Below are 22,771 nucleotides of genomic sequence, written 5' to 3' on the forward strand. Positions count from 1 at the left end.
GCCGGCGTCACCGGTGCGCCGCCCGGTGCGACTTCTCGCGGCGGCGCGGACGTCCCCGGTGGGCGTGCGCCCGCTTGCGCGCGCCCGGCAGGAACTCCTGGACCTTGGCCTTGAAGCCCTGCCGGACCACCGCCTCGCGCTCGACATCGCCCTTGAAGACGGCCTTCGCGGTGGACTCCATCTGGTCCCACGTCGCGTGCGGCGGGATCGGCGGCACGGAGGGGTCGGTGAGGAACTCGACCACCGCCGGGCGGTCCGCCCGCAGCGCCTTCTGCCAGGCGTCCAGGACGCCGTCCGGCCTCTCCACACGGATGCCCAGCAGACCGAGCGACTCGGCGAACTCCGCGTAGGAGACGTCCGGGATCGACTGGGACGGCACGAACTGCGGGGAGCCGCCCATCGCCCGCAGCTCCCAGGTGACCTGGTTCAGGTCCTGGTTGTTCCACACCGCGACCACCAGACGCGGATCGCTCCACGCGTCCCGGTACTTGCTCGCGGTGACCAGCTCGGCGAGCCCGTTCATCTGCATCGCGCCGTCACCGACCAGCGCGATCGCCGGACGGTCCGGATGCGCGAACTTCGCCCCGATCGCGTACGGCACACCGCAGCCCATGGTGGCCAGCGTCCCCGACAGCGAGGCCCGCATCGAACCGCGCAGGTGCAGATGGCGGGCGTACCAGTTGGCCACGGAGCCGGAGTCCGAGGAGATGATCGCGTCGTCGGGCAGCAGCGGATCGAGCGACCACGCCACGAACTCCGGGTTGATCGGGTCGGCCGACTGCTCGGCCCGCCGCGTCATCACCCCGCGCCAGCGTTCGTTGTTCGCGATGATCTGCTTCTGCCACGAACGGTTCTTCTTGCGCCGCAGCAGGGGCAGCAGCCGGGACAGGGTCGCACGGGCGTCACCGATCAGATTGACCTCGTACGGATAGCGCATCCCGACCATGTGCGGGTCGATGTCGATCTGCACGCCCCTGGCCTGGTCGAACTCGGGCATGAACTGGGTGTACGGGAAGCTCGAACCGATCGTCAGGAGCGTGTCGCAGTCCCGCATCAGCTCGTACGACGGACGCGTCCCCAGCAGCCCGATCGCGCCGGTGACATACGGCAGTTCGTCGCTCAGTACGTCCTTGCCGAGCAGTGCCTTCGCCACTCCGGCGCCCAGCGTCTCGGCGACGCGCTCGACCTCGTCGGAGGCATCCGCCGCGCCCTGGCCGACGAGCATCGCGACCTTCTCGCCGGCGTTGAGGACCTCGGCGGCGTGGTGCAGTGCGGCCTCGTCGGGCTGCGGGGCGAAGTGCTCGCAGCCGAGGCTGGAGGGGACCATCTTGAAGGAGTGGGTGGGCGGTGAGTAGTCGAGCTCCTGGACGTCGGCCGGGACGATCACAGCGGTCGGGCACCGGCGGGTCCAGGCGGTACGGATGGCCCGGTCGAGCACGTTCGGCAGCTGCTCGGGCACGTTGACGGTCTCGACGTACTCCGACGCCACGTCCTTGAACAACGTGTGGAGGTCGACCTCCTGCTGGTAGGAACCACCCATGGCGCTGCGGTTGGTCTGCCCCACGACCGCCACGACCGGCACATGGTCGAGCTTGGCGTCGTACAGCCCGTTGAGCAGGTGGATGGCGCCCGGCCCCGACGTCGCCGCGCACACTCCCACGCGCCCGCTGAACTTCGCGTACCCGACCGCCTCGAACGCCGACATCTCCTCGTGCCGGGACTGGATGAAGCGTGGCTCGTTGTCGGCGCGGCCCCACGCGGCCAGCAGCCCGTTGATGCCGTCGCCGGGATATCCGAAGACGCAGTCCACGCCCCACTCGCGCAGGCGGGCCAGGATGTGGTCGGACACCTTGGTGCTCATGGACTCCTCCTCGACAGTGCCGGTCGCCGTCGGACCGCCGGCGGCGAGCACGACCGGGATGCACTTCTCGGAGTAACCCCCGGGCGCGCCGGAAAACCTCCCGTCCGGCGGCACCTCACGCCAGGTCGTCCAGCCGGTGCGCGGCCCGGTCCAGGGAACGGCGGCAGCGACTCAGGTCCTTCCACGGGTTGCCGTGCTCGGCCAGGCGCTCGGGCAGGGTGCGCAGGGTCCACCGCCGCGGGCCCAGCTCCGGGTCGTCGAGTTCGTCCCACTCCAGCGGGGTGGCGACCGGGGCGTGCGGGCGGGCGCGTACGGCGTAGGGGGCGACCGAGGTCTGGGCGTAGGCGTTGCGCTGGGTGTCCAGGTAGAGGCGGCCCCGGCGCTTGTTCTTGCGTGCCTCGGTCGTCAGCCGGTCGCTGTGCCGTGCGGCGAGCACGTCGGCGACCCCGCGCGCGAAGTGCCGCGCGGTGTCGAAGTCCGTGTGCCGGTCGAGCGGGACCAGCAGATGCAGGCCGCGCGATCCCGTCGTCATCAGCGCGGGCCGCAGCCCCAGTTCGGTGAGCAGGTCACCCAGCTTGCGCGCGCCCCACCGGACGTTGTCGAAGCCGTCGCTCGCGCCCTCGGGCGGGTCGAGGTCGAAGACCAGACGGTCGGGGCAGTCCAGGCAGTCCGCGGGGCTCAGCCACGGATGGGGGGTGATGCACGCCTGGTTGGCGAGGTAGACGAGGGTGGCCGTGTCGTCGCAGACGGCCATGGTGAGGCTGCCGCCCTCCTTGGGCACCCGCACGGTGCGGATCCAGTCGGGGAAATAGTCGGGGACGTCCTTGTGGTAGAACGACTTCCCCTGGTAGCCGTCCGGATACCGCTCCATGACCAGCGGCCGGTCCTTGAGATGGGTGAGCATCGGGCGGGCGACGGCACGGTAGTAGTCGATCAGCTCCGCCTTGGTGATGCCGTCGTCCGGGAACAGCTCCTTGTCGGGGTTGGACACCGGCACCGTACGGTCGCCGATCCGGATCCCGTCCTCGGTCCTCGCCTTGGCACTCATGACGTCTTCCTCGTGTCGTCCCCGGGCCGTTCCCGCACCACGTCCTTCGCGGACTTGTCGGTGCGCAGCCCGACGAACCGCGGATGGCGCAGCTTTCCGTCGCCGGTCCACTCCGTGAACCCGATCTCCGCGACGAGCCTCGGCCGTGTCCAGTGCGCGCCGCGCTCACGGGGCCGGCTCGCGAACGGGCAGCGGTCGCTCTCCAGGCGGTCCAGGCGGGCGCGCAGCTCCTCCAGGGTCGTCCGGTCGTAGCCGGTGCCGACCTTGCCGGCGTAGACGAACCGCTGTCTCTTGTAGTAACCGACCAGCAGCGCACCGAAGCCGGTGCGGCTGCCCCGGGGCTCGGTGAAGCCGCCGATCACCAGCTCCTGCCGGCGCCCGCACTTGAACTTCAGCCACTGGGTGGAGCGGCGCTGCTCGTAGCTGCTGTCGGCGCGTTTGGCGATGACCCCCTCCCAGCCCCGCTCGCACGCCTGGCGCAGATACGCCTCCCCCTCGGCGTTGCGGTGCGGGGTGAAACGCAGCGGGGAGGACAGCTGCAGGGCGCGTCGCAGCAGGGCCTTGCGGGTCCGCAGCGGCAGAGCGGTCAGATCGTGCCCGGCCAGATAGAGCACGTCGAAGACGTAGTACGTCACCGCCACCCGGCTGGCGCGGGCCTGCCGCGGGTCGTGGATGCCGATGCGCTGCTGCAGCCGGGCGAAGCTGGTCCGGGTGCCCTCGAAGGCCACGATCTCGCCGTCCACCAGGAAGTCGTCGCACTCCTGGCGGCCCAGCGCGTCGGTGATCTCGGGATAGGTGCCGGAGAGCGACTGACCACTGCGGGACAGCAGCTCGACGCGGGCGCCGTCGCGGGAGCCGAGACAGCGTTCCCCGTCGAGCTTGCGCTCGAAGATCCACTGCGGATCGGAGAAGTACCGCTCGGTCAGCGTGGCGAGCATCGGCCGGGCATCACCGGGCCGGGCCGCCCGGCGCAGCGCCGCCCGCTCCTCGGCCGGCACTGCGTCGAACAGGTCCGTCACCGGCGCGGAGACGGGCATCCGGATCCACCCCTTCCACCGGGGGAGCGGCTGGTCGCCCTCTCCGAGTGCCCGGCGGACCGGATGCCATGCAGGCGCGCCGTACGGTGCCGGGCGCTACACCGTCATGGCGACGAGCAGCACCGCCACACCGACGGCGAGCCAGGCGACGTAGTCACCGAGGTGCCCCGAGTGCAGCCGGCGCAGCGGCACGACGACGTGCCGCCCCACGCTCTCGCAGGCCGCCCGGACCCGGCCCGCCCACGGCGAGCGCAGCGCGGGACCCCATACGGCGGCCGCCGCGAGGAGTGCCGCCAGGGCGGTCGAGGCGAGCGCGAGGAGCACGCCCTCGGCGCTCCACCCGACGTCGGGCACCGGGCCGGCCCACGCGACCGGGTGGCCGCGGACCGCGGCGGTGTAGGCGGCACGGTCGGTGAACTGCCGTGCCGCACGGGCGAGCGCGACCCCGAGGCCGGGCAGCAGCCCGACGGCGAGCGCGCCGGCGAGCAGCACGGCAGGCACGGCGAGCATGGGCACGGGGATGCGACGCTGCGGATCGCGGATCTCCGGTTCCTCACCGCCACCGGTGGTCTCCGGCCCGGCGTACCGCTCCCGCGGCCGGGGCCCGGCACCGGCGAAGATCCGGGCACCGGCGCGCAGCACCGCCCCGCCCGTGAGCGCCGACACCAGCACGAACACCACGGGCAGCCAGGGGAACCGGCCCTCGCCGGCGTGCTCGGTGACGGCCTTGCCGAGGGCCGTGCCGAACGGCGGCAGACCGGCCAGCGCGAGACCGCCGAGGGTGAACAAGGCGCCGGTGAGCGGCAGATCACGGCCGCGCCGGTACAGCCCGTGCTCGTCGACGGAGCCATGCCGGTCGAGCAGGACGCCGGTGGTGGCGAAGAGGGCCGCCTTCACCCCGGCGTGAGCGGCGACGTACAGGGCCACACCGGCCGTCCCGGCGGGGGTCAGCAGCGCCGCGCCGGTGAGGAAGAGCCCGACATGGGCGACGGTGGAGAAGGCGAGCAGCCGCTTGAGGTGCCGCTGCTGCCAGCACATCACCCCGCCCACCAGCGCCGTCAGCACCCCGGCGGCCACGAACACGGCGCGCAGATGCGGCTGCGCGATGCCATGGGGCCCGGAGAACACGACCCAGTAGACGCGTGCGGTGCCGTAGACGGCGAGTTCCACCATGACCCCGGAGAGCAGCATGCACACCGGAGTCGGCGCGACGGAATGCGCGTCGGGCAGCCAGAAGTGCAGCGGCACCACCGCCGCCTTGACCAGCAGCCCGGTGACGATCAGCACGAAGGCGACGGACAGCAGCGCGTCGGGACGGTGCCCGGCCAGCTTCACCCCGATCTGCGCGAGACCGAGCTCACCGGTACGCGCGTACACCAGGCCGATGCCGAGCAGGGAGCAGTACGCCCCCAGCGAGTTGACGACGCCGAAGATCAGGGCGCCCTGCACCGGCCGCGGGTCCTCGATGCGATAGCCGGTGAGCGCGTAGGCGACCGCCCCCATCAGCTCGAAGAACACGAACGCGTCGAACAGGTCGCCGGTCAGCGCGAATCCGCACATGCCCGCTTCGAAGAGCAGGATGAGGGCGGGGAAGGTGCCGGCGTGCTCCACCGGCGGCTCGTCGAAGTAACGCCAGGAGTAGACGACGACCGCGAGGACGAGCGCGCCGGTCAGCAGCGCGATACCGATACCGATCCGGTCGCCGACCAGCACGATGCCGACACTCTCGCCGTGCACGGGGGTCCAGCCGCCCAGCCACGAGACGCTGCGCCCGTCGCCGGTGCGCAGCCACAGCCAGGACAGACAGGCCACCTGCAGCACCGCCCAGACGGTGACCAGCGCGTCGATGGCGATCCGCGGCAGCCACCGCCCGACGGTCACGAGGACGACGGCACCCAGCAGCGGGACGGCGACGGCGAGCGGCAGCAGATCAGCGGTACGCACCATGCCCGGCCCACTAGCCCTTCAGCCCGGTGAGGGCGTCCGGGTCGACCGTGCCGTGCCGCTTGCGGATCTGCATGGCGAGCGCGAGCAGCAGCGCCGTGACGGTGGCGCCCACGACGATGTCGGTCAGGGCGAGGGCCTGCACGACCGGGTCGACGGTGCGCGTGCGCAGGGGAGTGTCGGTGAAGTACGGTGCGATGCCGCCGCGCCGGTATCCGACGGTGAGCAGCAGGACGTACGTCGAGGACTGGGCCACGGCGAGACAGCCGACGGCCTGGATGATGTTGCGGCTGGTGACCAGGCCGTACACACCGGCCAGGAAGATCCAGCCGGCCGTGAGGAAGGGCAGGACCGTCATGTGCGGCCTCCCGGGCCCGGGTTGTTCGCCGATCTCACTTCGACGGCCTGGTCGAGGAAGGAGGCGAGCAGGACGATGACGCCCGAGCCGACCTCGACGCCGACCGCCGCGTTCAGCACGGGCACCAGCCCGCCGGAGGAGAGCTGCCCGAAGGTGCCGAGCGGCAGCACGTTCTGCAGATAGGCGCCGCCCGCGATCAGCCCGGCCAGCCCCAGTGCCGTGAAGGCGCCCGCGCCGAGCGCGTCGGCCACGTCGAGCACGGCCAGCGGGCGGATCCGTTTCAGGACGCGGTAGTCCGCCGCCACGTACGCCATGTGCAGCCCGGTGGCGAGGATGACGCCGCCCTGGAAACCGCCGCCCGGCGACAACTGGCCGTGCGCCACGATGTACACGCCGGTCAGCAGCGTGACCGGCACCAGCACCAGGCCCAGCAGCCGGGTGCTGGGCAGCACCCGCCCCGCCCGCGGCCGGCCGACCCGCTCGTCACGGGCGTGGCGCAGCAGCACGATGGTCCCCAGCACCGACGCGAACAGGATCGACTCCTCCCCGAGGGTGTCCAGGGCACGCTGGTCGAAGTTGACGGACGAGACCACGTTGGCGGTGTGCTGCCGCAGGGACGCGGCCACCGCGCGGGTGGCATAGGGGTGCACGCGCGTCCCGAAGCGCGGCAGCCCGGTGCAGGCGAGCGCGTACACCACGGCGAAGACGACGGCCGCGGCCCAGAACAGCCGGATCCGCGCGTTACGACTCATCGGATCCCTCGCGGCCGTCCCGGTCGCGGCGGGCAGCCGTGCTGCGGCGCACCTTCCGTACCGTCAGCAGGATCAGCAGCGGGGTGACGGCAGTGCCGACGGCCAGCTGGGACAGTGCCACGTCCGGCGCCTGGAGGAGGGTGAACAGCACGGTGAGACACAGACCGAGGACGGCCAGCAGGACGGCCTGGCGCACCGGGTCGCGGGCGAGCGCCGCCGCGGTGGCGCTCGCCGCCACCAGCACCAGCGCGACGGCGATCAGATACTCCTGGGCGGTGGCCGTGTTCACTCCGGGGAGTCCTTTCGCAGCAGACGTTCGTGCTGGGCCGTCGCCCTGCCGATCGCCATGGCGGTGACCGCACCGCCGATCGCCACGATCACGGCGATGAGGAGCAGCTTGACCGCGGCGCGCCCGGGGCCGGTCGCGACGGCCAGGGCGAGCGCGACGAGCGGCAGGCCGACGGTGGTGGCGGGGGTGAGGGCGTGCAGTCGCTGGAACGGCCGGGGCAGGGCGACCAGGCCGACGGCCGACAGCAGCAGCACGCCGGTACCGGCGACGAGCAGGACCAGCGCGCACACATGACGGACCGACACCTCACGCCTCCCGCCGGGTCGAGGTGTCGGGGGTCTCGATCGACCGGCCGCCGAGGAAACGTGCGAAGACCAGCGTGCCGGCGGGCCCGAGGACGGCGAGGACGAGGCCGAGGTCGGCGAAGGAACTGCGACCGAATCCCTGGGCCGTCAGCAGCAGGACGGCGGTCACGACGGTGGTCGCCAGGTTGAGCCCCGCCAGCCGCTCGACCGCCGTTCCCCGGGCGGTGGCCCCCATGCACAAGGGCATCGCCAGGGTCAGCAGGACGGCGATCGCGAGCAGCCACGCGTTCATCGCCGCCGCCCCTCGGTGAGCACGTCCTCCAGGCGCGTTCGGTCGTCCGTGAGGAAGTGGGCGACGACGATCCGGCGGTCCTTCCCCTCGCGCTGCCACCCGGGGACGTCGACGACGTACGCGCCCGGGGTGGAGGACAGCAGAGCGCAGGCCCACGCGGGTCCCGTACCGGACGCCAGTGTCACCGTCTTCAGCCTGCCGCCGGCCGAACGGCCGCCGAGGGCACGCGCGGTGAGCGCACTCAGCCGGAGCACGTCGTTCAGGACCGCGCCGGGCCAGGCGAGAGCCGCCGCCCCCCACCTCCGGGTGCCGCCCGGTCCGGCCCCCGACGCCGTGTGCACGGCCCGGGCGGCGACCGCGGCGATCACCGCTCCCGCGGCGGCCACGACGAGTTCGAGGGCCGAGACGGAGCTGATGAACATCAGGTCGACGACGACCAGCACCGCCCACCACGCCAGCACCTCGCCCACAGTCGCTGTCGTCTGCCGCATCGCCCCTCCTCACCGACGTACGCCGTCACGGACCAGCAACGTGTACCGTGCACGGCGAGCGCCATGCCCCGCGCACGCCGGGGAGGGCGAACCGCCGGGCCGAGCATCACCGTGATGGAGCATCACGTTCCGCCGCGGGTACCCACGCCCGCGGGCCTGTATCACCCGGTCATCGGATGCGCCGGCCGTGGTCGCGGTGGCGGACGGCGGTGACGGTGCCCGCGGCGGCGAGGGCGGCACCGGTGGCCGTCAGTGCCGCGGCCCGGCGTGCGTCGGCCGGCCGTGGATCCTGGCGCGGGGCGCCGAGCTTCTCCGGACGGTCGGCCGGCGCGCCGCCGTCGAGCCCCAGGGCGAGCGCCTCGGCCAGGTGCATGGCCCGCCGGCCCGTGTCGCCCTGCTCGATCTGGGTACGGCAGCTGTAGCCGTCGGCGACGACCAGCGCGGAGGGGGCCGCCGCGCGGACCGCCGGGAGCAGCCCCAGCTCGCCGATCCGCATCGACAGCGCGTAGTGGCCGCGCTCGAACCCGAAGTTCCCGGCGAGACCACAGCACCCCACGTCCAGTACGTCGGCGACGATCCCGGCGCGGCGCATCAGTTCGGTGTCCGCGTCCATGCCCAGGACCGCGTGCTGGTGGCAGTGCGGCTGCACGGTGGCGAGGCGGGCGAGGTGCGGGGGCTGCCAGCCGGGAGTCCGGTTCAGCACCACCTCGGCCAGGGTCATCGCCTGGTCGGCCAGACGCCGTACATCGCGGTCGTCGGGCATCATCTCGGGGGCGTCGGCCCGGAACACGGCGGCGCAGGAAGGCTCCAGGACCACGACCGGAGTGCCGGCGTCGAGCCACGGCCGCAGAACGCGCAGGGTCCGGCGCAGCACGCGCCGCGCGGTCTTCAGCTGGCCCGTGGAGATGCAGGTCAGACCGCAGCACAGCGGCTCGGCCGGTACGGCGACCCGCAGTCCGGTGTCCCGCAGGACGCGTACCGCGGCCTGGGCCACATGCGGGTGGAAGGCGTTGCTGAACGTGTCGGGCCACAGGACGACGGCGTCCGGATCGCCCGGCCGCGGCTCCGGCGCGCCCTGCTCGCGCCACCACTGGACGAAGGACTGCTCGGCGAAGAGCGGCGCGTCCCGCTGCGCCGCCACACCGGCGAGCCGTTTGCCGACGTCGGACAGCACCGGCGCGTGCAGGAGCGCGTTGACGGCTCGCGGGCTCGTCCGGGACAGCAGGGCCCACAGCGGCAGCCAGCCGAGCGCGTAATGGGCGGCGGGCCGTGGTCGCCCGGCGTAGTGGTGGGCGAGGAACTCGGCCTTGTAGGTGGCCATGTCGACGCCGACCGGGCAGTCCGACTTGCACCCCTTGCAGGCCAGGCACAGGTCGAGCGCGTCGCGCACCTCGGGCGAGCGCCAGCCGCCGCGGACCGGTGAGTCGGGGTGGCCGCCCAGCATCTCGAACAGCAGGCGGGCCCGGCCACGGGTCGAGTGCTCCTCTTCGAGCGTGCCGCGGTAGGAGGGGCACATCACGCCTCCGGAGCGGCTGCGGCACTGCCCGATGCCGACGCACCGCAGCACGGCCCGGCCGAAGCTGCCCTCGTCGTCCGGGTACCGGAAGTGGGTGGCGGGGTCGGCCGGCCGCCACCGCGCGCCCAGCCGCAGGTCGGCGTCGAGCGGACGGGGGTGGACGACCTTGCCGGGGTTCATCCGGTCGCCGGGGTCGAAGAGCGCCTTGAACTCACCGAACGCGTCCACCAGTCGCTCGCCGAACATGCGCGTCAGCAGCTCGCCGCGGGCCTGCCCGTCGCCGTGTTCGCCCGACAGCGAGCCGCCGTAGGAGCCGACCAGGTCGGCGGCGCGTTCCAGGAACCGCCGGAAGTCCGCGACGCCCTCGGCGGAGCGCAGGTCGAAGGGGATGCGGGTGTGGACACAGCCCTGGCCGAAGTGCCCGTACAGGGACGACAGTCCGTAGCCGAACTCGGTGAACAGGGCTTCCAGGTCGCGCAGATAGGCGCCCAGCCGGTCCGGCGCCACCGCGGAGTCCTCCCAGCCCTCCCAGGTCTCGCGGTCGTCCGGCGGACGGGCGGTGACGCCGAGCCCGGCCTCGCGCGCCTTGAGCATCTCCTCCTCGCGGGCCGGGTCGTCGCTGAGGGCGACGGAGGCGTCGTCGACGCTCCGGCCGGTCGCGCGCAGCAACGCGTGCGCCTGCTCGTCGGCCTGCTCGGTGGAGTCGCCGCTGAACTGCAGCAGGAGCCAGCTGTCGCCGTCCGGGAAGCGATCGAGGGAGTCCAGATAGGCGTGCTCCTCCCGCATCAGCTGGGCCATCCGGCCGTCGATCGCCTCCAGCATCGTGGGGGAGCAGTGCTCCAGCAGCCGGGGCACGTCGTCGGCGGCCGTGAAGATGTCGGGGTAGCCCAGCACCAGGGTCGCATCGGCGGCCGGGACCGGGACCAGGTCGAGCTCGGCGTGCGTGACGGCGACGAGCGTGCCCTCGCTGCCGGTCAGCGCGCGGGCGACGTCGAAGCCGTTCTCGGGCAGCAGCGCGTCCAGGTTGTAGCCCGAGACCCGGCGGGGGATGTGCGGGAAGCCCTGGCGGATGTCGGACATATGCCGGTCGGCGAGCTCCCGCATGCCGCGGTACAGCTCGGCCCGCCGGCCGCCGGCGGCGAGGATCTCCGCGTACTCCTCGTGCGTGGTGGGGCCGGTCCAGCAGCGCAGCCCGTCGTAGGTGAGGACCTCCAGCCGGCGCACGTTGTCGGCGGTCTTGCCGTACGCCTGCGCGGTGGCGCCGCACGCGTTGTTGCCGATCATGCCGCCGAGCGCGCACTGGCCGTGGGTGGACGGCTTGGGGCCGAACTTCAGGCCGTACGGGGAGAGTTGCCGGTTGAGTTCGTCCAGCACGATCCCTGGTTCCACGACACAGGTGCGCCGGCCCTCGTCCACGGAGAGCAGACGATGGCAGTACTTGGTCCAGTCGACGATCACGGCGTGGTTGGTGCACTGCCCGCCGAGCGAGGTCCCACCGCCCCGGGACAGCACCGGAAGGCCGTACTCGGCACACACGGCGATGGCCTGCGCCCCCGCCTCCACGGTGCGGGGCACCACGACGCCGACGGGGATCTGGCGGTAGTTGGAGCCGTCCGTCGCGTACGCGCCGCGACTGCCGGCGTCGAAGCGGACCTCGCCGTCGACCCGGCGCCGCAGGGCGGCCCCGGCGGCGCGCAGCCGCTCGGGCGAGAGACTGTCGGGGTGTTCGGCGGCCATGGGGGCCTCGTCCTTCCCGTGCGCAAGCGATCAGGTCCGTTTCCCGTGCCCGTCGTCCTCGGTGAGCTCGTCCAGGGTGCGGCCGCTGCGTACGGAGGCGGGCTCGGTGCTCACCGGGTTCCGGCGGGCGTCGGCCCCTTCGTCGGACAGCTTGATCATGATCCAGCGCTCGCGCTCGCCGTCCTGTCCGGTGCGGGTCATCGCATAGCCGCCGCGCAGCTTCTCGCCCTCCAGCCACACCTTGACATGGCCTTCGCCCACCCCTTTGGCCACGGGCACCTTCCTGCCCTCGTCCTCGGCCAGATTCCGGTACGTGCCGGTGTCCCAGACGATGACCTCGCCGGCGCCGTACTCGCCGGGCGGGATGACGCCCTCGAAGTCCAGGTAGTCCACCGGATGGTCCTCGGTGCGCATCGCCAGCCGCTTGTCCCTGGGATCGGTGGAGGGGCCCTTGGGGACGGCCCACGACTTCAGCACACCGCCCGCCTCCAGCCGGAAGTCGTAGTGCAGCGAGGTGGCGGAGTGCTTCTGGATCACGAACCGGCGCCTGCCGCCCTTCGGCGAGGCACCGCCCATGGGTTCCGGCGTCCGGCCGGCCCTGCGTTTGCCGCGGTACGTCTCCAGCGAGCGACCGGATGCCGATCTGCGGGGTGTGCCGCTCTTACCAGCCATGCCGCCCGTGTTCCCGGGACGGACGGTGACAAACGGCCGCATGGAGCGGACCCCGAGGGGTACCCGCACGCTCCGGAACGGCGCACTGCTGACCCCGGTGGAACGCCGGACCGGTGACACGGCGATTGACGGCGGGTGACGGGGCGATGGCTGCGAAGACCGACGGGAAGCCCGGCCGGAAGAAGGCCGGCGCCACGGACACGGCGGTGGTGCGCGCACTGCTCGACCGGCAGAAGCGGACCTATGCGGCGCAGGCCGGCATCCGGCTGCGCGACACCCCGGCCCCGCTCTACCAGATGCTGGTGCTGGCGACGCTCCTCAGCGCCCGTATCCGGGCCGACACCGCGGTGGCCGCGGCCCGCGCGCTGTTCGACGCCGGGATGCGCGACCCGCGCGCGATGGCGCGGGCGTCCTGGCAGCAGCGCGTCGACGCCCTCGGCAAGGGCGGCTACCGCCGTTACGACGAACGGACCTCCACCATGCTCGGCGAGGGAGCCGAGCTGCTGCTGGAGCGCTGGGGCGGTGATCTGCGCCGGCTGCGCGAGGAGTCCGACCCGAGGAAGGCGCTGCTGGACATTCCCGGCATCGGTCCCACCGGGGCCGACATCTTCCTGCGCGACGTGCAGGGGGTCTGGCCGGAGTTCGCCCCGTACGCCGACCGCAAGGTCCTCGACGGAGCCCGGCGGCTCGGGCTGCCCGCCTCGCCGGAGAAACTGGGCGGCCTCGTCACCGGCCGTGACCTGCCCCGGCTGGCGGACGGCTTGGTCCACGCCGCGCTCGACAGACCGCTCGCCGACGAGGTGCTCGCCGCCGCGAAGGCGGCCTGACCGACCGGTGCGACCGATGGACCCGACACCCACGATCCATGAATGCGCTGCCATGTGCCTGAGACTCGGGAGGTGCCGGTGATGGACGGGCGCAGGCTGACGGAGGCCGAACGCCGGGCGCTGGTCGAGATCGAGACCTGGCTGCGCCAGGAATCGCGGCAGCTCGATCACGAGCTGAGCACCATGACCCGCAGCCGCCGGGCCCGGATGAAGGACGCCCTGGACAGGGTCAGGGGACGCGTCGTCCTGGCCCTCGGCCTGGTCTCCCTGGCCCTGCTGATCGGCGCCCTGCGGACCGCGTCGACGGCGCTGACCTGGGTGTTCGCGATCAGCTGGGCGCTGACCCTGATCAGCGCGGCCGTTCTGCTGTTCAGGCCGCGCGACGGCACGCCCCGGGACCCGGCCGGACCCGAGAGGCGGTGACCGCCCTCCGGACCGATCGACAGCCGGCCAGGGTGGCAGGGGTCCCCCGCGAAGAGCAGGATGGATGAGGCGGACCAGTACCTGAGGGGCGCACGGCGCGTCGGACTCCGGAGGGGTTGATGACCACGGGCAGCGACTCGGCCAGGGCCGACGGAGAGCGCATCCACGAGCTGGAAGAAGAGGTCGACCAGCTCAGGCGAGCCGTCAGTTCCCACGCGGTCGTGGACCAGGCCATCGGGATGATGGTCGCGCTGGGCCGGGTCACGCCCGACCAGGGGTGGGACGTACTGAAGGACGTGTCCCAGCACACGAACATCAAACTGCGCAATGTCGCGGAGATGATCCTCATCTGGGGGCGGCAGGGCGAGATCTCCCCGGAGATCCGGGTCGCCCTCGAAGCGGCTCTCGACCGTCACAGCCCTGCCCAGATCCCCGGCGTGCCGCTGATCGAGTGAGGCCGACCTCCGCCTCGGTAGCCTCCGGGAGAGCTATGTGCCGTACGTGAGGTGGCCGGGTCGTGGCTGCAGCAGCACCGTCGCCCCTTCGGAGTACCGGCACGTCGGGCGGAGACCGTGCTGTCCCGCCCGGCCGGCTCCGAGCAGCCTCAGCTGCAGGTGCGGCCGGTCCCGGACATGCCGGCGATCTTCCGGTTCCACGCGGTGCAGGAGATCGACTTCGACGTCGATCTGCGGGAGATCCAGGGGCAGGAACGCCTCGATGTCCTCTGCGGGTTCATGACGGGCGCCCCCGCGCGTTCCGAGCGAACGAATCCGGCCCCGTCGGCGTCGATCTACCGTGAAGACACATGCAGCGGATGGTCGTGTCGCCGCGTCGGTGGTCGTCGTCGCCCTGGTCGTTCTGACGGGGTGTTCGGCGTCGGGAGCGGGCGGTTCACAGACCGTTACGAGGAGTGAGGCGATCACTCGGCCGGTCACGGTGAGCCGCGACGGCCGCAGCCTCGCGGTCACGGTGGAGTCGGGTGGGTGTGACGAACTCCCCCGGGTCAGGGTTTCCGAGCAACCCAGGAGCGTCCTCCTCACCGTACGGATCACCAGCCGGACGGGACCGGACGTCGTCTGCCCGGCTGTCGCCCGGTTCGGCCCGGTCCGCGCGACCCTGCGTGCGGCCCTGGGAGCCAGGACCCTGACCGACGGTACGACCGGTCGTCGGCTGTCGGTCCGGAGAGAGTAGCCGCCTGAACCGGCGCAGCGGAGCGGCAGGGAAAGAACGGTCGTCGAATAGTTCGGTGACCGATGTAAACTGGGGGCATGGCCACCGACATGAACCCGCACACGTCCACGCGCCGCTGGCCTGCCGTGCTCACCGTGGAACGGCCCCGCCCGGAGGGGATACGGTCGCGGCCGAACGGCTGGTGGCTGGCCGTGGGCGCGGTGTGCTTCGGCGCGTTCATGGGACAGCTGGACGCCAGCATCGTGACGCTGACGTACGGCAGTCTGCGCACGGAGTTCCATGCCTCGCTGGCGGCGGTGGAGTGGGTGTCGCTGGCCTATCTGCTGACCCTGGTGGCGCTGCTGGTGCCGGCCGGCCGACTGGCGGACGCGCACGGCCGCAAACTGCTGTACCTGTACGGGTTCGCCGTGTTCACCCTGGCCTCCGCCGCCTGCGGTTTCGCCCCGTCCCTGCTCGCGCTCGTCGCGTTCCGGGTCGTCCAGGCGGCCGGAGCGGCCATGATGCAGGCCAACAGCGTGGCGCTGGTGACCACCAGTGCGCCGCGCGAGCGGATGCGCAGCGCCCTGGGCGTCCAGGCCGCCGCCCAGGCGCTGGGACTGGCCCTGGGACCGACCGTGGGCGGGGCCCTGGTGTCGACGCTGGGCTGGCGGTGGGTGTTCTGGGTGAACGTCCCCGTCGGCTTGGTCGCGCTGGTCGGCGGGCACTATCTGCTGCCCCGCACAAGGGCGCGGACCCGCGTCGCACGCTTCGACTGGTGGGGGCTCGCCCTGCTGGCCACGGCCACCACCAGCGCCCTGATGGCGGTGTCCGCGGCGTCCGGGCTGCCCGTGCCGGGGTGGGGCGTGGCCGTGCTGTTCGGTGTGGCGGTTGTGGCGAGCCGGGGGTTCGTCCGGCGCCAGCGTCGGACTGCCGCCCCGTTGCTGGATCTTGCCCTGCTGAGGGTGCGGGCGGTGGCGTCCGGGCTGCTGGGCGCGCTGAGCGGCTACCTGGTGCTGTTCGGCCCGCTGGTGCTGGTACCCGTCGTGCTCACCGCGCGGGGCACCTCCGAGCTGACCGCCGGACTGGTCCTCACGGCGCTGCCGGCCGGGTTCGCGCTGGCCGCCACCGGCGGTGACCGGCTGCTGCCGGGCGGTCTCGCGGACCGCGGGCGCTGCCTGGCCGGGGCCGCCGTGTGCACGGTCGGGTCGGCCGCCCTGCTGGCCGTTCCGCTCACGGCCGCCTGGCTGGTGCCCGTGCTGGCGCTGACCGGGCTGGGCCTCGGGACGTTCACCCCGGCCAACAACGCCATGATCATGGGTGCGATACCCGCCGGTTGCTCCGGCACGGGCGGTGGTCTCGTCAACATGACCCGCGGCCTGGGCACGGCACTCGGCGTCGCCCTGGTGACCCTCGCCCTGCACCTGGCAGGCAGTGCGGCCGCACAGACGGGGGCGCGCTGGGCGGCCGTCGTCCTGCTGGCCGCCTCGGCCGTCGCGATCGCGTCGGCCTGGCTGAGCCCTCGTACGGACCCGAAGTCGTCGCGCTCGGCCCTGTGAGGGCGGGGCGGCCGACCGTCAGGGGGTTTCGCCGCCGGGGCGGACCAGGAACGCCACCCCCGACGACGGTCCGCCCGGCGGCGCCAGGGGCACGGTCGTCACACCCGTTTCGTGCCGGCCGCGACCGACGGTTCCTTCCCCTCGGCGACGCCGGGCGGGTACGGGGCGTCGTCGCCGGGTCGAGGCCGGCGGCTCACGAAGAGATGGACCAGCGCGCCGGTGAACAGCACGAGGGAGACGTAGTCGTTCAGGCGCAGGCCGAGGAAGTGGTTGGCGTGGTCGATGCGCAAGGCCTCGATCCAGGCCCGGCCGGCGGTGTAGGCGAGCACGTAGCAGGCGAACAGCCGCGCCCGGCGCAGCCGCCCGTGATACCGGCGGTCCAGCCACAGCAGCAGCGCCAGGACGCCGAGGTCCCACAGCGACTCGTACAGGAACGTCGGGTGGTAGAGACCGACCATGGGCATGTCGGCGGGGCGGTGCGCGGGGTCGATCCGGAGGGCCCAGGGCAGATGGGTGGGGCGACCGTACAGCTCCTGATTGAAGTAGTTGCCCCAGCGGCCGATCGCCTGCGCGAGCACCAGCCCCGGCGCGACCGCGTCGGCGAAGTCGGCCAGCCCGATGCCGCGGCGGCGGCAGCCGAGCCAGGCGCCGAACGCGCCGAGCGCCACCGCGCCGGGGATGCCCAGGCCGCCGTCCCAGATGTAGAGGGCGCGGATGGGCTGCTTGCCGGCGGTGAAGTACAGCTCCGGGTCGGTGAGCACGTGGTAGAGCCGCCCGCCGAGGATGCCGAACGGTACGGCCCAGATGGCGATGTCGGCGATGTCCTCGCGGCGCCCGCCCCTGGCCTCCCAGCGTCGGCCGGTGAGCCACACGGCGGTGAAGATGCCAGCCAGGATGCACAGCGCGTACGCGCGGATCGGCAGCGGCCCGAGGTGCCACACCCCTTGGGAGGGGCTGGGGAGGTACGCCAGATTCAAGGCTCGACCGTTTCTTGCGTGCAGGGAGCCCGGTCCGCGAGAGCCGGGGAGGACTCACCCGACGATACATCGGACACCGAAGCGTCTGGCGAGGGACGGCACAGGACGAGGCCGCGTCCGACCCGCGGACGACGGGGCCGCACCGGGGTACGGCCCGGCTACCCTTGCCCCATGCCCGCGCAGCCCCGTACCGAGGTCTCCTCGTCTTCCTCCGGCCCCCTCGGTGAGGAACCGCAGGCGCGCCAGCTCACCGAGGCCGTCACCCGGCTGCGCCGCGCGCTGCGCTCCTCGATCCGCACGGACTACCCGTGGGAGACCCTCCCCATGGCCCAGGTCGAGCTGCTGCAGGTGCTCGGTGAGCACTCTCCCGCGCGGGTCAGCGACCTCGCCGCCCGCCGCCGCCTGGCACCGAGCACGGTCAGCGGACTGATCGGCCAGATGATCGGCGCCGGTCTGGTCACCCGGGACGTCGACGCCGCCGACCGCCGGGCCTCCGTCGTCGCCCTCACCGACGCCGGCCGCGAGAAACTCGCCGCCTGGACCACCGCCCATGAACGCCGTATCGACGCCGCCCTCGCCGCGCTCGACGACGGCGCCCGCGCGGCCATCAAGGACGCGCTGCCCGCCCTGTTCCAGCTGGCCGAGCACCTCGGTGAGCCGGCCGAGGACGGCGCGGAGGACTGACCCAAGCCGCGACGCGCGCACCGTCCAGGACCGTGCGCGGTCCGCGGCGAGGCCGGCAGCCGCTCCCCGTGGAGCCAGGCGCAGCGCGCACCGTCCGCACCGGGTCATGCCGTCTCCCGGCCGGCGCCGGCGATGGGGTTGCCGGCCCAGCGGGTGCCCGCCGGCACCGTCTCGCCGCGCATCACGAGCGAGGCGGCGGCGATGGAGGCCCCGGCACCGATCGTGCTGCCGGGCAGGACGATGCTGTGCGGGCCGAGGGAGGAGCCGGCTGCCAGCTCCACGGTGTCCATCCGCATGATCCGGTCGTGGAAGAGGTGGGTCTGCAGCACACAGCCGCGGTTGACGCTGACCCCGTCGCCGAGGGTGATCAGATCGGTCTCCGGCAGCCAGTGGGTGTCGCACCACACGCCGCGTCCGATGCGTGCGCCGAGGCTGCGCAGCCACCAGTTCAGTACGGGTGTCCCCGCGAACGCCCCCGCGCCCCACGGTACGGCCAGCACCTCGACGAACGTGTCGAACAGCTCGTTGCGCCAGACGAACGGCGACCAGAGCGGGCGCTCCCCGGACCGGAAGCGGCCCATGAGCAGCCACTTGGCGCCGGTCGTGCCGAGGCAGGCCACCAGGGACGCGGCCATCAGCAGCGGGGCGCCGGCGAGGGCGGCCAGGGGCAGCCCGCCGAGGTCCAGGAACTCCTGCTCGCCGAGCAGCAGTCCCTCTGCCAGCAGGGTGCCGATGACCAGAGGCAGGACGCGGCACAGTTCCACGGCCGCGCGGGCCACGACGAGCCGCCGCGGCGGGGCGAACGTCCGTGCCGGGTCGCCGGTCTCCGGCAGCCGGGGCAACGGCATCGCGGGGCGTCCGATCCAGGACGTCCCGGGTTCGCTCCGGGCCGGCGCGTCGGACAGCACACCGACCAGGGCGTGGTCGGCCACCTCGCGACCGGGGCCGACGATGCCCGAGTTGCCGACGAACGCGCGGCGGCCGATGCGCACGGCCCCCAACCGCATCCACCCACCGCGCAGTTCGTACGGCGCGACGAGCGTGTCGTCGGCGAGGAACGCCCCGTCGTCCACCCGGAGCAGGGAGGGCAGCGGCAGCACCGTGGAGATCTCGGTGCCACGCCCGACGCGGGCACCGAGCAGCCGTAGCCAGTGCGGTGTCGCCAGGCTCGCGTACAGCGGGAAGAAGCCGGTCCGGGCGGCGTCGAGCAGCCGGGTCACCAGCCATGCCCGCCAGGCCACCCCGCCGTCCGCGCGGTGGGTACCGGGCTTGATCGACCGGTTCAGCAGGCGGACGGTGAGCGCGGTGACGAGCGAGCCGCACACCGTGGTGAGGACGGCGAACAGCGGTGCGGCGGCCAGCAGACGTGTCGTCGCACCGGACAGAGTCGGCGTGGAGCGCACCAGCAGCCAGACGGTGAACAGCGCCGGGGTCGCCGCCAGGAGGGACAGCAGGGGCAGGCCGGTCAGGGACAGCGCGTAGGCGAGGTGCCAGCGCCGGTGGCGGCCGTGCGGCGGGGCGGGCCAGCCGGCACCCGCGAGGCGTTCGGCGGGCTCGGCCGGCCGGGCCGGCGACCCGGTCCACACGGCGCCCTCCGGGATCCGGCCGTCCAGACAGCCGCCGGCGGTCAGTTCGGCGTTCCGCCCCACGACGGCGCCGGGCAGGAGCGTGCCCCGGTGCCCCACCCGCGCACCCGCGCCGACGGACACCCGGCCGACGTGCAGCGTGTCACCGTCGAGCCACCAGCCCGCGAGGTCCGCCTCGGGCTCGACGCTGCACCCCTCGCCCAGTTCGGCCAGGCCCGTCACCGGGGGCATCGCGTGCAGGCGTACGTCGCGCCCCGTCCGGCAGCCGAGGAGGCGGGCGTACACCGGCGCCCATGGGGTGCCGAGCAGGGCGGGCACGCCGAACGACGCGACGGCCCGTTCCGCGGTCCACAGCAGCAGATGCGCGCTGCCACCGCGCGGATGGGCGCCCGGCGTGACCGAGCCGGCCAGCGTGCGCGCCAGGGCCGCGCCGATCAGACAGCGCAGCGGTGCGCTGAACAGCACCGCCCAGCCGGCCAGGACCAGCCACCAGGACGTGTGCGGAGCCCAGTCGTGCGGCGCGATCACGCCCAGCACATCGTCCGCGGCCGCCAGGGCGACCAGTCCGCGCAGGCCCGTGATCCCGTAGCCGGCGAGCTGCACGAGGAACTGCACGACAGCGGCCCGCCGGGGAATCGGCCGGGCGGGGCGCACCATACGCGTCGTACCGGCGAGGGATCCGAGATGGCCGGCCATGCGGTGCAGTACCGAGTGCCGGTACAGGTCGGCGACGGACAGGCCCGGGTATTCCTCGCGCAATATGGAGGCCATGCGGGCGGCGGTCAGGCTGGTGCCGCCGAGCGCGACGAAATCGCTGTCCGGGCCGGGCCGCACACCCAGCAGCTGCTCCCAGAGGTCCGCCAGCCGGGCCGCCGTCCCGTCGAGCCGGTGCGTCGCCTCACCGCCGCCGCTCTCGTCGCCCGCCAGGGGCACCGGCCAGGGCAGAGCCGCCCGGTCGACCTTCCCGGAGGCCCGCGTGGGCAGCGCCGGCACCTCGGCCAGCAGCGGCACCAGGGGCGGGGGCAGCCGCTCGGACAGCAGTTCCCTGGCCTTGCCGGCCTCGAACGCCGACCCGCCGTCGGCGGCCGGCTCGGCCATCACGTACCCGACCAGGACCGAGGCGCCGACGGCCGTCGACCGCACGGCGGCGGCCGCGCCGCGCACCCCCGGCAGCGCGAGCAGGGCCGCGTCGATCTCACCCAGCTCGACCCGCCGGCCGCCGAGTTTGACCTGGTCGTCGGCGCGGCCCAGGAACACCAGTCCCTCGGCGTCGGCGCGCACGAGATCCCCCGAGTGGTAGGCGCGTATGGCGTCGAGCGCGGGGCACGGGCGATAGCGTTCCGCGTCCTTCGCGGGGTCGAGATAGCGTGCGGTGCCGGCGCCCGCGATGACCAGCTCGCCCTGCTCCCCGTACGCCACCGGGTCCCCGGCCTCGTCGACCACGGCCAGGTCCCACCCGGCCAGCGGCAGTCCGATGCGCACCGTACTGCCGCGCTCCAGCCGGGCGGCGCACGCCACGACCGTGGTCTCCGTGGGGCCGTACGTGTTCCACATCTCCCGCCCGGGGCCGGCGAACCGCTCGACCAGGCCCGGCGGGCACGCCTCGCCGCCCAGGATCAGCAACCGCACCCGGCGCAGCGCCGGTTCGGGCCACATCGCCAGCAGCGTCGGCACGGTCGACACGACGGTGATGCCGCGGGCGTCCAGCCAGGGCCCGAGTTCATGACCGGCCCGGACCAGCGAGCGCTCGGCCGGCACCAGACAGGCACCCGAGCGCCACGCGAGCCACATCTCCTCGCAGGAGGCGTCGAAGGCGACGGACAGTCCCGCGAGGACCCGGTCACCGGGGCCGAGCGGCCGGTCGCGCAGGAAGAGCCGTGCCTCGGCGTCGACGAAAGCGGCCGCGGACCGGTGGGTGACGGCGACGCCCTTGGGGGCACCGGTGGAACCGGAGGTGAAGATGATCCACGCGTCGTCCTCCGGACCGGGCACGCGGCGGCCGGCCACCGCGCCCGAGGGTGCCGTCAGCTCGGCGGGCTGCGGATGAGGCCCGAGGACGAGACACACCCCGGCCTCGCGGAAGACGGTGGCGGCACGCTCCTCGGGATCGTCCGCGTCCACCGGCACATAGGCCGCTCCGCTGTGGAGCACGGCGAGGATCGACAGATACAGCTCGGCGGCACCCGAGGAGATGCGGATCCCCACCCGGTCGCCGGGACCGATGCCCTCACCGGTGAGCCGCCGGGCGCGCCGGAGCACCTCGGCCGCCAGCTCACGGTAGGTCAGCGTCTCGGCGCCCGTGTCCAGGGCGGGGGCGTCCGGATGCCGGGCGGCGGTGGCGTGCAGGATGTCGATCAGGGTGCGCGGCGGCGAGGCCGTCGCGGAGCGGAAGAGAGCCCGGTGCGGCGCATCGAATGCGGGCGAAGACAAAATGGTGCCTCTGGTGTGCGGTGCCTACGGATGCGAAGTCCATTACGGCTTGTCAGAAGCCTTTGCCAGCCTATGCGTTCACCAACTCGATGCAATTATTTCACGACCGTGCCATGGGGATAAATTGATGAATTCCACACCATGATTCAACCATTCGAATTGATGTGCACTTATTCCTTTCGAGTTCGGAAAGAATGCGGCGTGAGAACGGTTTGATTTCCGTGCGGTCACCATGTGATGATCGTATGGCCGGTGCGTCGACTGCCGTGCCGGGCCTGAGTGTCAGGAGTGACCGATGACTGTGGGAACCGAGCGGGCCGTGCTGGCGGGCGGTTGTTTCTGGGGCATGCAGGATCTGATCCGCAAGCAGCCGGGCGTCGTCTCCACACGCGTCGGCTACAGCGGTGGTGACACGCCGAACGCCACGTATCGCGACCACGGTGACCACGCCGAGTCCATCGAGATCCTCTTCGACCCCACGGTCACGAGCTACCGCGACATCCTGGAGTTCTTCTTCCAGATCCACGACCCGACCACGAAGGACCGCCAGGGCAACGACCTCGGGCGCAGCTACCGGTCCGCCGTCTTCTACGCCGACGAGGAGCAGCACCGCGTCGCCCTGGACACGATCGCGGACGTCGAGGCGAGCGGCCTCTGGCCGGGCAAGGTCGTCACGGAGGTGCAACCCGTGGGCGACTTCTGGGAGGCGGAGCCCGAGCACCAGGACTACCTGGAGCGTTACCCCGACGGCTACACCTGCCACTTCCCGCGGCCGAACTGGAAGCTCCCGCGTCGAGGCTCGTCCGCCCTGTGACG

General features: G+C 72.9%; 20 protein-coding genes and 1 pseudogene. 7 read left to right on the top strand and 14 right to left on the bottom strand.

Going from position 1 to position 22,771, the window contains the following annotated elements; all coding sequences use genetic code 11:
• Nucleotides 1–7 precede the first annotated feature (7 nt).
• From O1G22_RS39620 to O1G22_RS39675, 12 genes are all read right to left on the bottom strand, one after another.
• Entirely contained in the window at nt 8–1,861 is a 1,854-nt protein-coding gene (locus O1G22_RS39620) for a thiamine pyrophosphate-requiring protein (protein WP_270085733.1), read from the bottom strand.
• A 115-nt stretch (nt 1,862–1,976) separates the two neighbouring features.
• On the bottom strand, nt 1,977–2,909 hold the full coding sequence (ligD, locus tag O1G22_RS39625; protein ID WP_270085734.1) for a non-homologous end-joining DNA ligase: 933 nt from the start codon (nt 2,907–2,909) through the stop codon (nt 1,977–1,979).
• A complete protein-coding gene (ligD, locus tag O1G22_RS39630; protein ID WP_270085735.1) occupies nt 2,906–3,946 on the bottom strand; it encodes a non-homologous end-joining DNA ligase in 1,041 nt (346 codons plus the stop codon). The genes ligD (O1G22_RS39625) and ligD (O1G22_RS39630) overlap by 4 nt, the downstream gene beginning before the upstream one ends.
• Nucleotides 3,947–4,042: 96 nt before the next feature.
• Nucleotides 4,043–5,893 (bottom strand): complex I subunit 5 family protein, encoded by a 1,851-nt coding sequence (locus tag O1G22_RS39635; RefSeq protein ID WP_270085736.1) that lies wholly within the window; start codon nt 5,891–5,893, stop codon nt 4,043–4,045.
• A 10-nt stretch (nt 5,894–5,903) separates the two neighbouring features.
• Entirely contained in the window at nt 5,904–6,248 is a 345-nt protein-coding gene (locus O1G22_RS39640; protein WP_225094685.1) for a sodium:proton antiporter, read from the bottom strand.
• Nucleotides 6,245–7,000 carry an MnhB domain-containing protein gene (locus O1G22_RS39645; protein WP_270085737.1) on the bottom strand — a complete coding sequence of 252 codons (756 nt, stop codon included), beginning with the start codon at nt 6,998–7,000 and terminating at the stop codon, nt 6,245–6,247. Before O1G22_RS39645 ends, O1G22_RS39640 begins: the two co-directional genes overlap by 4 nt.
• Nucleotides 6,990–7,289, bottom strand: a complete 300-nt coding sequence (locus tag O1G22_RS39650; RefSeq protein ID WP_270085738.1) for a Na(+)/H(+) antiporter subunit B — start codon at nt 7,287–7,289, stop codon at nt 6,990–6,992. Before O1G22_RS39650 ends, O1G22_RS39645 begins: the two co-directional genes overlap by 11 nt.
• The gene (locus O1G22_RS39655; protein WP_270085739.1) at nt 7,286–7,594 is read right to left on the bottom strand and encodes a cation:proton antiporter; all 309 of its coding nucleotides are present in this window, start codon (nt 7,592–7,594) and stop codon (nt 7,286–7,288) included. The genes O1G22_RS39650 and O1G22_RS39655 overlap by 4 nt, the downstream gene beginning before the upstream one ends.
• 1 nt (nt 7,595) lies before the next feature.
• On the bottom strand, nt 7,596–7,886 hold the full coding sequence (locus O1G22_RS39660; protein ID WP_333492454.1) for an MrpF/PhaF family protein: 291 nt from the start codon (nt 7,884–7,886) through the stop codon (nt 7,596–7,598).
• Complete coding sequence (locus tag O1G22_RS39665) at nt 7,883–8,377, bottom strand: hypothetical protein (protein ID WP_270086711.1); 495 nt, start codon at nt 8,375–8,377, stop codon at nt 7,883–7,885. Before O1G22_RS39665 ends, O1G22_RS39660 begins: the two co-directional genes overlap by 4 nt.
• A gap of 169 nt (nt 8,378–8,546) precedes the next feature.
• Nucleotides 8,547–11,630: an FAD-binding and (Fe-S)-binding domain-containing protein gene (locus O1G22_RS39670; protein WP_270085740.1), complete on the bottom strand. Its 3,084-nt coding sequence runs from the start codon at nt 11,628–11,630 to the stop codon at nt 8,547–8,549.
• Between the two features lie 30 nt (nt 11,631–11,660).
• Nucleotides 11,661–12,302 (bottom strand): DNA polymerase ligase N-terminal domain-containing protein, encoded by a 642-nt coding sequence (locus tag O1G22_RS39675; RefSeq protein WP_225094678.1) that lies wholly within the window; start codon nt 12,300–12,302, stop codon nt 11,661–11,663.
• 146 nt (nt 12,303–12,448) lie between these two features.
• Between O1G22_RS39675 and O1G22_RS39680 the strand changes: the two genes are divergently transcribed.
• From O1G22_RS39680 to O1G22_RS39700, 5 genes and pseudogenes are all read left to right on the top strand, one after another.
• Nucleotides 12,449–13,129 (top strand): HhH-GDP family DNA glycosylase, encoded by a 681-nt coding sequence (locus O1G22_RS39680; RefSeq protein ID WP_270085741.1) that lies wholly within the window; start codon nt 12,449–12,451, stop codon nt 13,127–13,129.
• Between the two features lie 81 nt (nt 13,130–13,210).
• Nucleotides 13,211–13,552, top strand: a complete 342-nt coding sequence (locus O1G22_RS39685; protein ID WP_270085742.1) for a DUF3040 domain-containing protein — start codon at nt 13,211–13,213, stop codon at nt 13,550–13,552.
• Between the two features lie 119 nt (nt 13,553–13,671).
• On the top strand, nt 13,672–14,007 hold the full coding sequence (locus O1G22_RS39690) for an ANTAR domain-containing protein (protein ID WP_270085743.1): 336 nt from the start codon (nt 13,672–13,674) through the stop codon (nt 14,005–14,007).
• 93 nt (nt 14,008–14,100) lie between these two features.
• Nucleotides 14,101–14,307 (top strand): annotated as a pseudogene (locus O1G22_RS45005) (hypothetical protein); the annotation flags it as partial.
• A 513-nt stretch (nt 14,308–14,820) separates the two neighbouring features.
• Nucleotides 14,821–16,278: an MFS transporter gene (locus tag O1G22_RS39700; protein WP_270085744.1), complete on the top strand. Its 1,458-nt coding sequence runs from the start codon at nt 14,821–14,823 to the stop codon at nt 16,276–16,278.
• 98 nt (nt 16,279–16,376) lie between these two features.
• Here O1G22_RS39700 and lgt read toward each other — a convergent pair whose 3' ends face one another.
• A complete protein-coding gene (gene lgt / locus O1G22_RS39705) occupies nt 16,377–17,255 on the bottom strand; it encodes a prolipoprotein diacylglyceryl transferase (RefSeq protein WP_270085745.1) in 879 nt (292 codons plus the stop codon).
• Between the two features lie 171 nt (nt 17,256–17,426).
• Here lgt and O1G22_RS39710 point away from each other — a divergent pair, with 171 nt between their 5' ends.
• Entirely contained in the window at nt 17,427–17,939 is a 513-nt protein-coding gene (locus tag O1G22_RS39710; protein WP_270085746.1) for a MarR family winged helix-turn-helix transcriptional regulator, read from the top strand.
• A gap of 104 nt (nt 17,940–18,043) precedes the next feature.
• Here O1G22_RS39710 and O1G22_RS39715 read toward each other — a convergent pair whose 3' ends face one another.
• Nucleotides 18,044–21,955, bottom strand: a complete 3,912-nt coding sequence (locus O1G22_RS39715) for a Pls/PosA family non-ribosomal peptide synthetase (protein ID WP_270085747.1) — start codon at nt 21,953–21,955, stop codon at nt 18,044–18,046.
• A gap of 295 nt (nt 21,956–22,250) precedes the next feature.
• Between O1G22_RS39715 and msrA the strand changes: the two genes are divergently transcribed.
• Complete coding sequence (gene msrA / locus O1G22_RS39720; RefSeq protein WP_270085748.1) at nt 22,251–22,769, top strand: peptide-methionine (S)-S-oxide reductase MsrA; 519 nt, start codon at nt 22,251–22,253, stop codon at nt 22,767–22,769.
• Nucleotides 22,770–22,771 lie beyond the last annotated feature (2 nt).

It is taken from the genome of Streptomyces camelliae (assembly GCF_027625935.1).
Classification (GTDB): Bacteria; Actinomycetota; Actinomycetes; order Streptomycetales; family Streptomycetaceae; genus Streptomyces; species Streptomyces camelliae.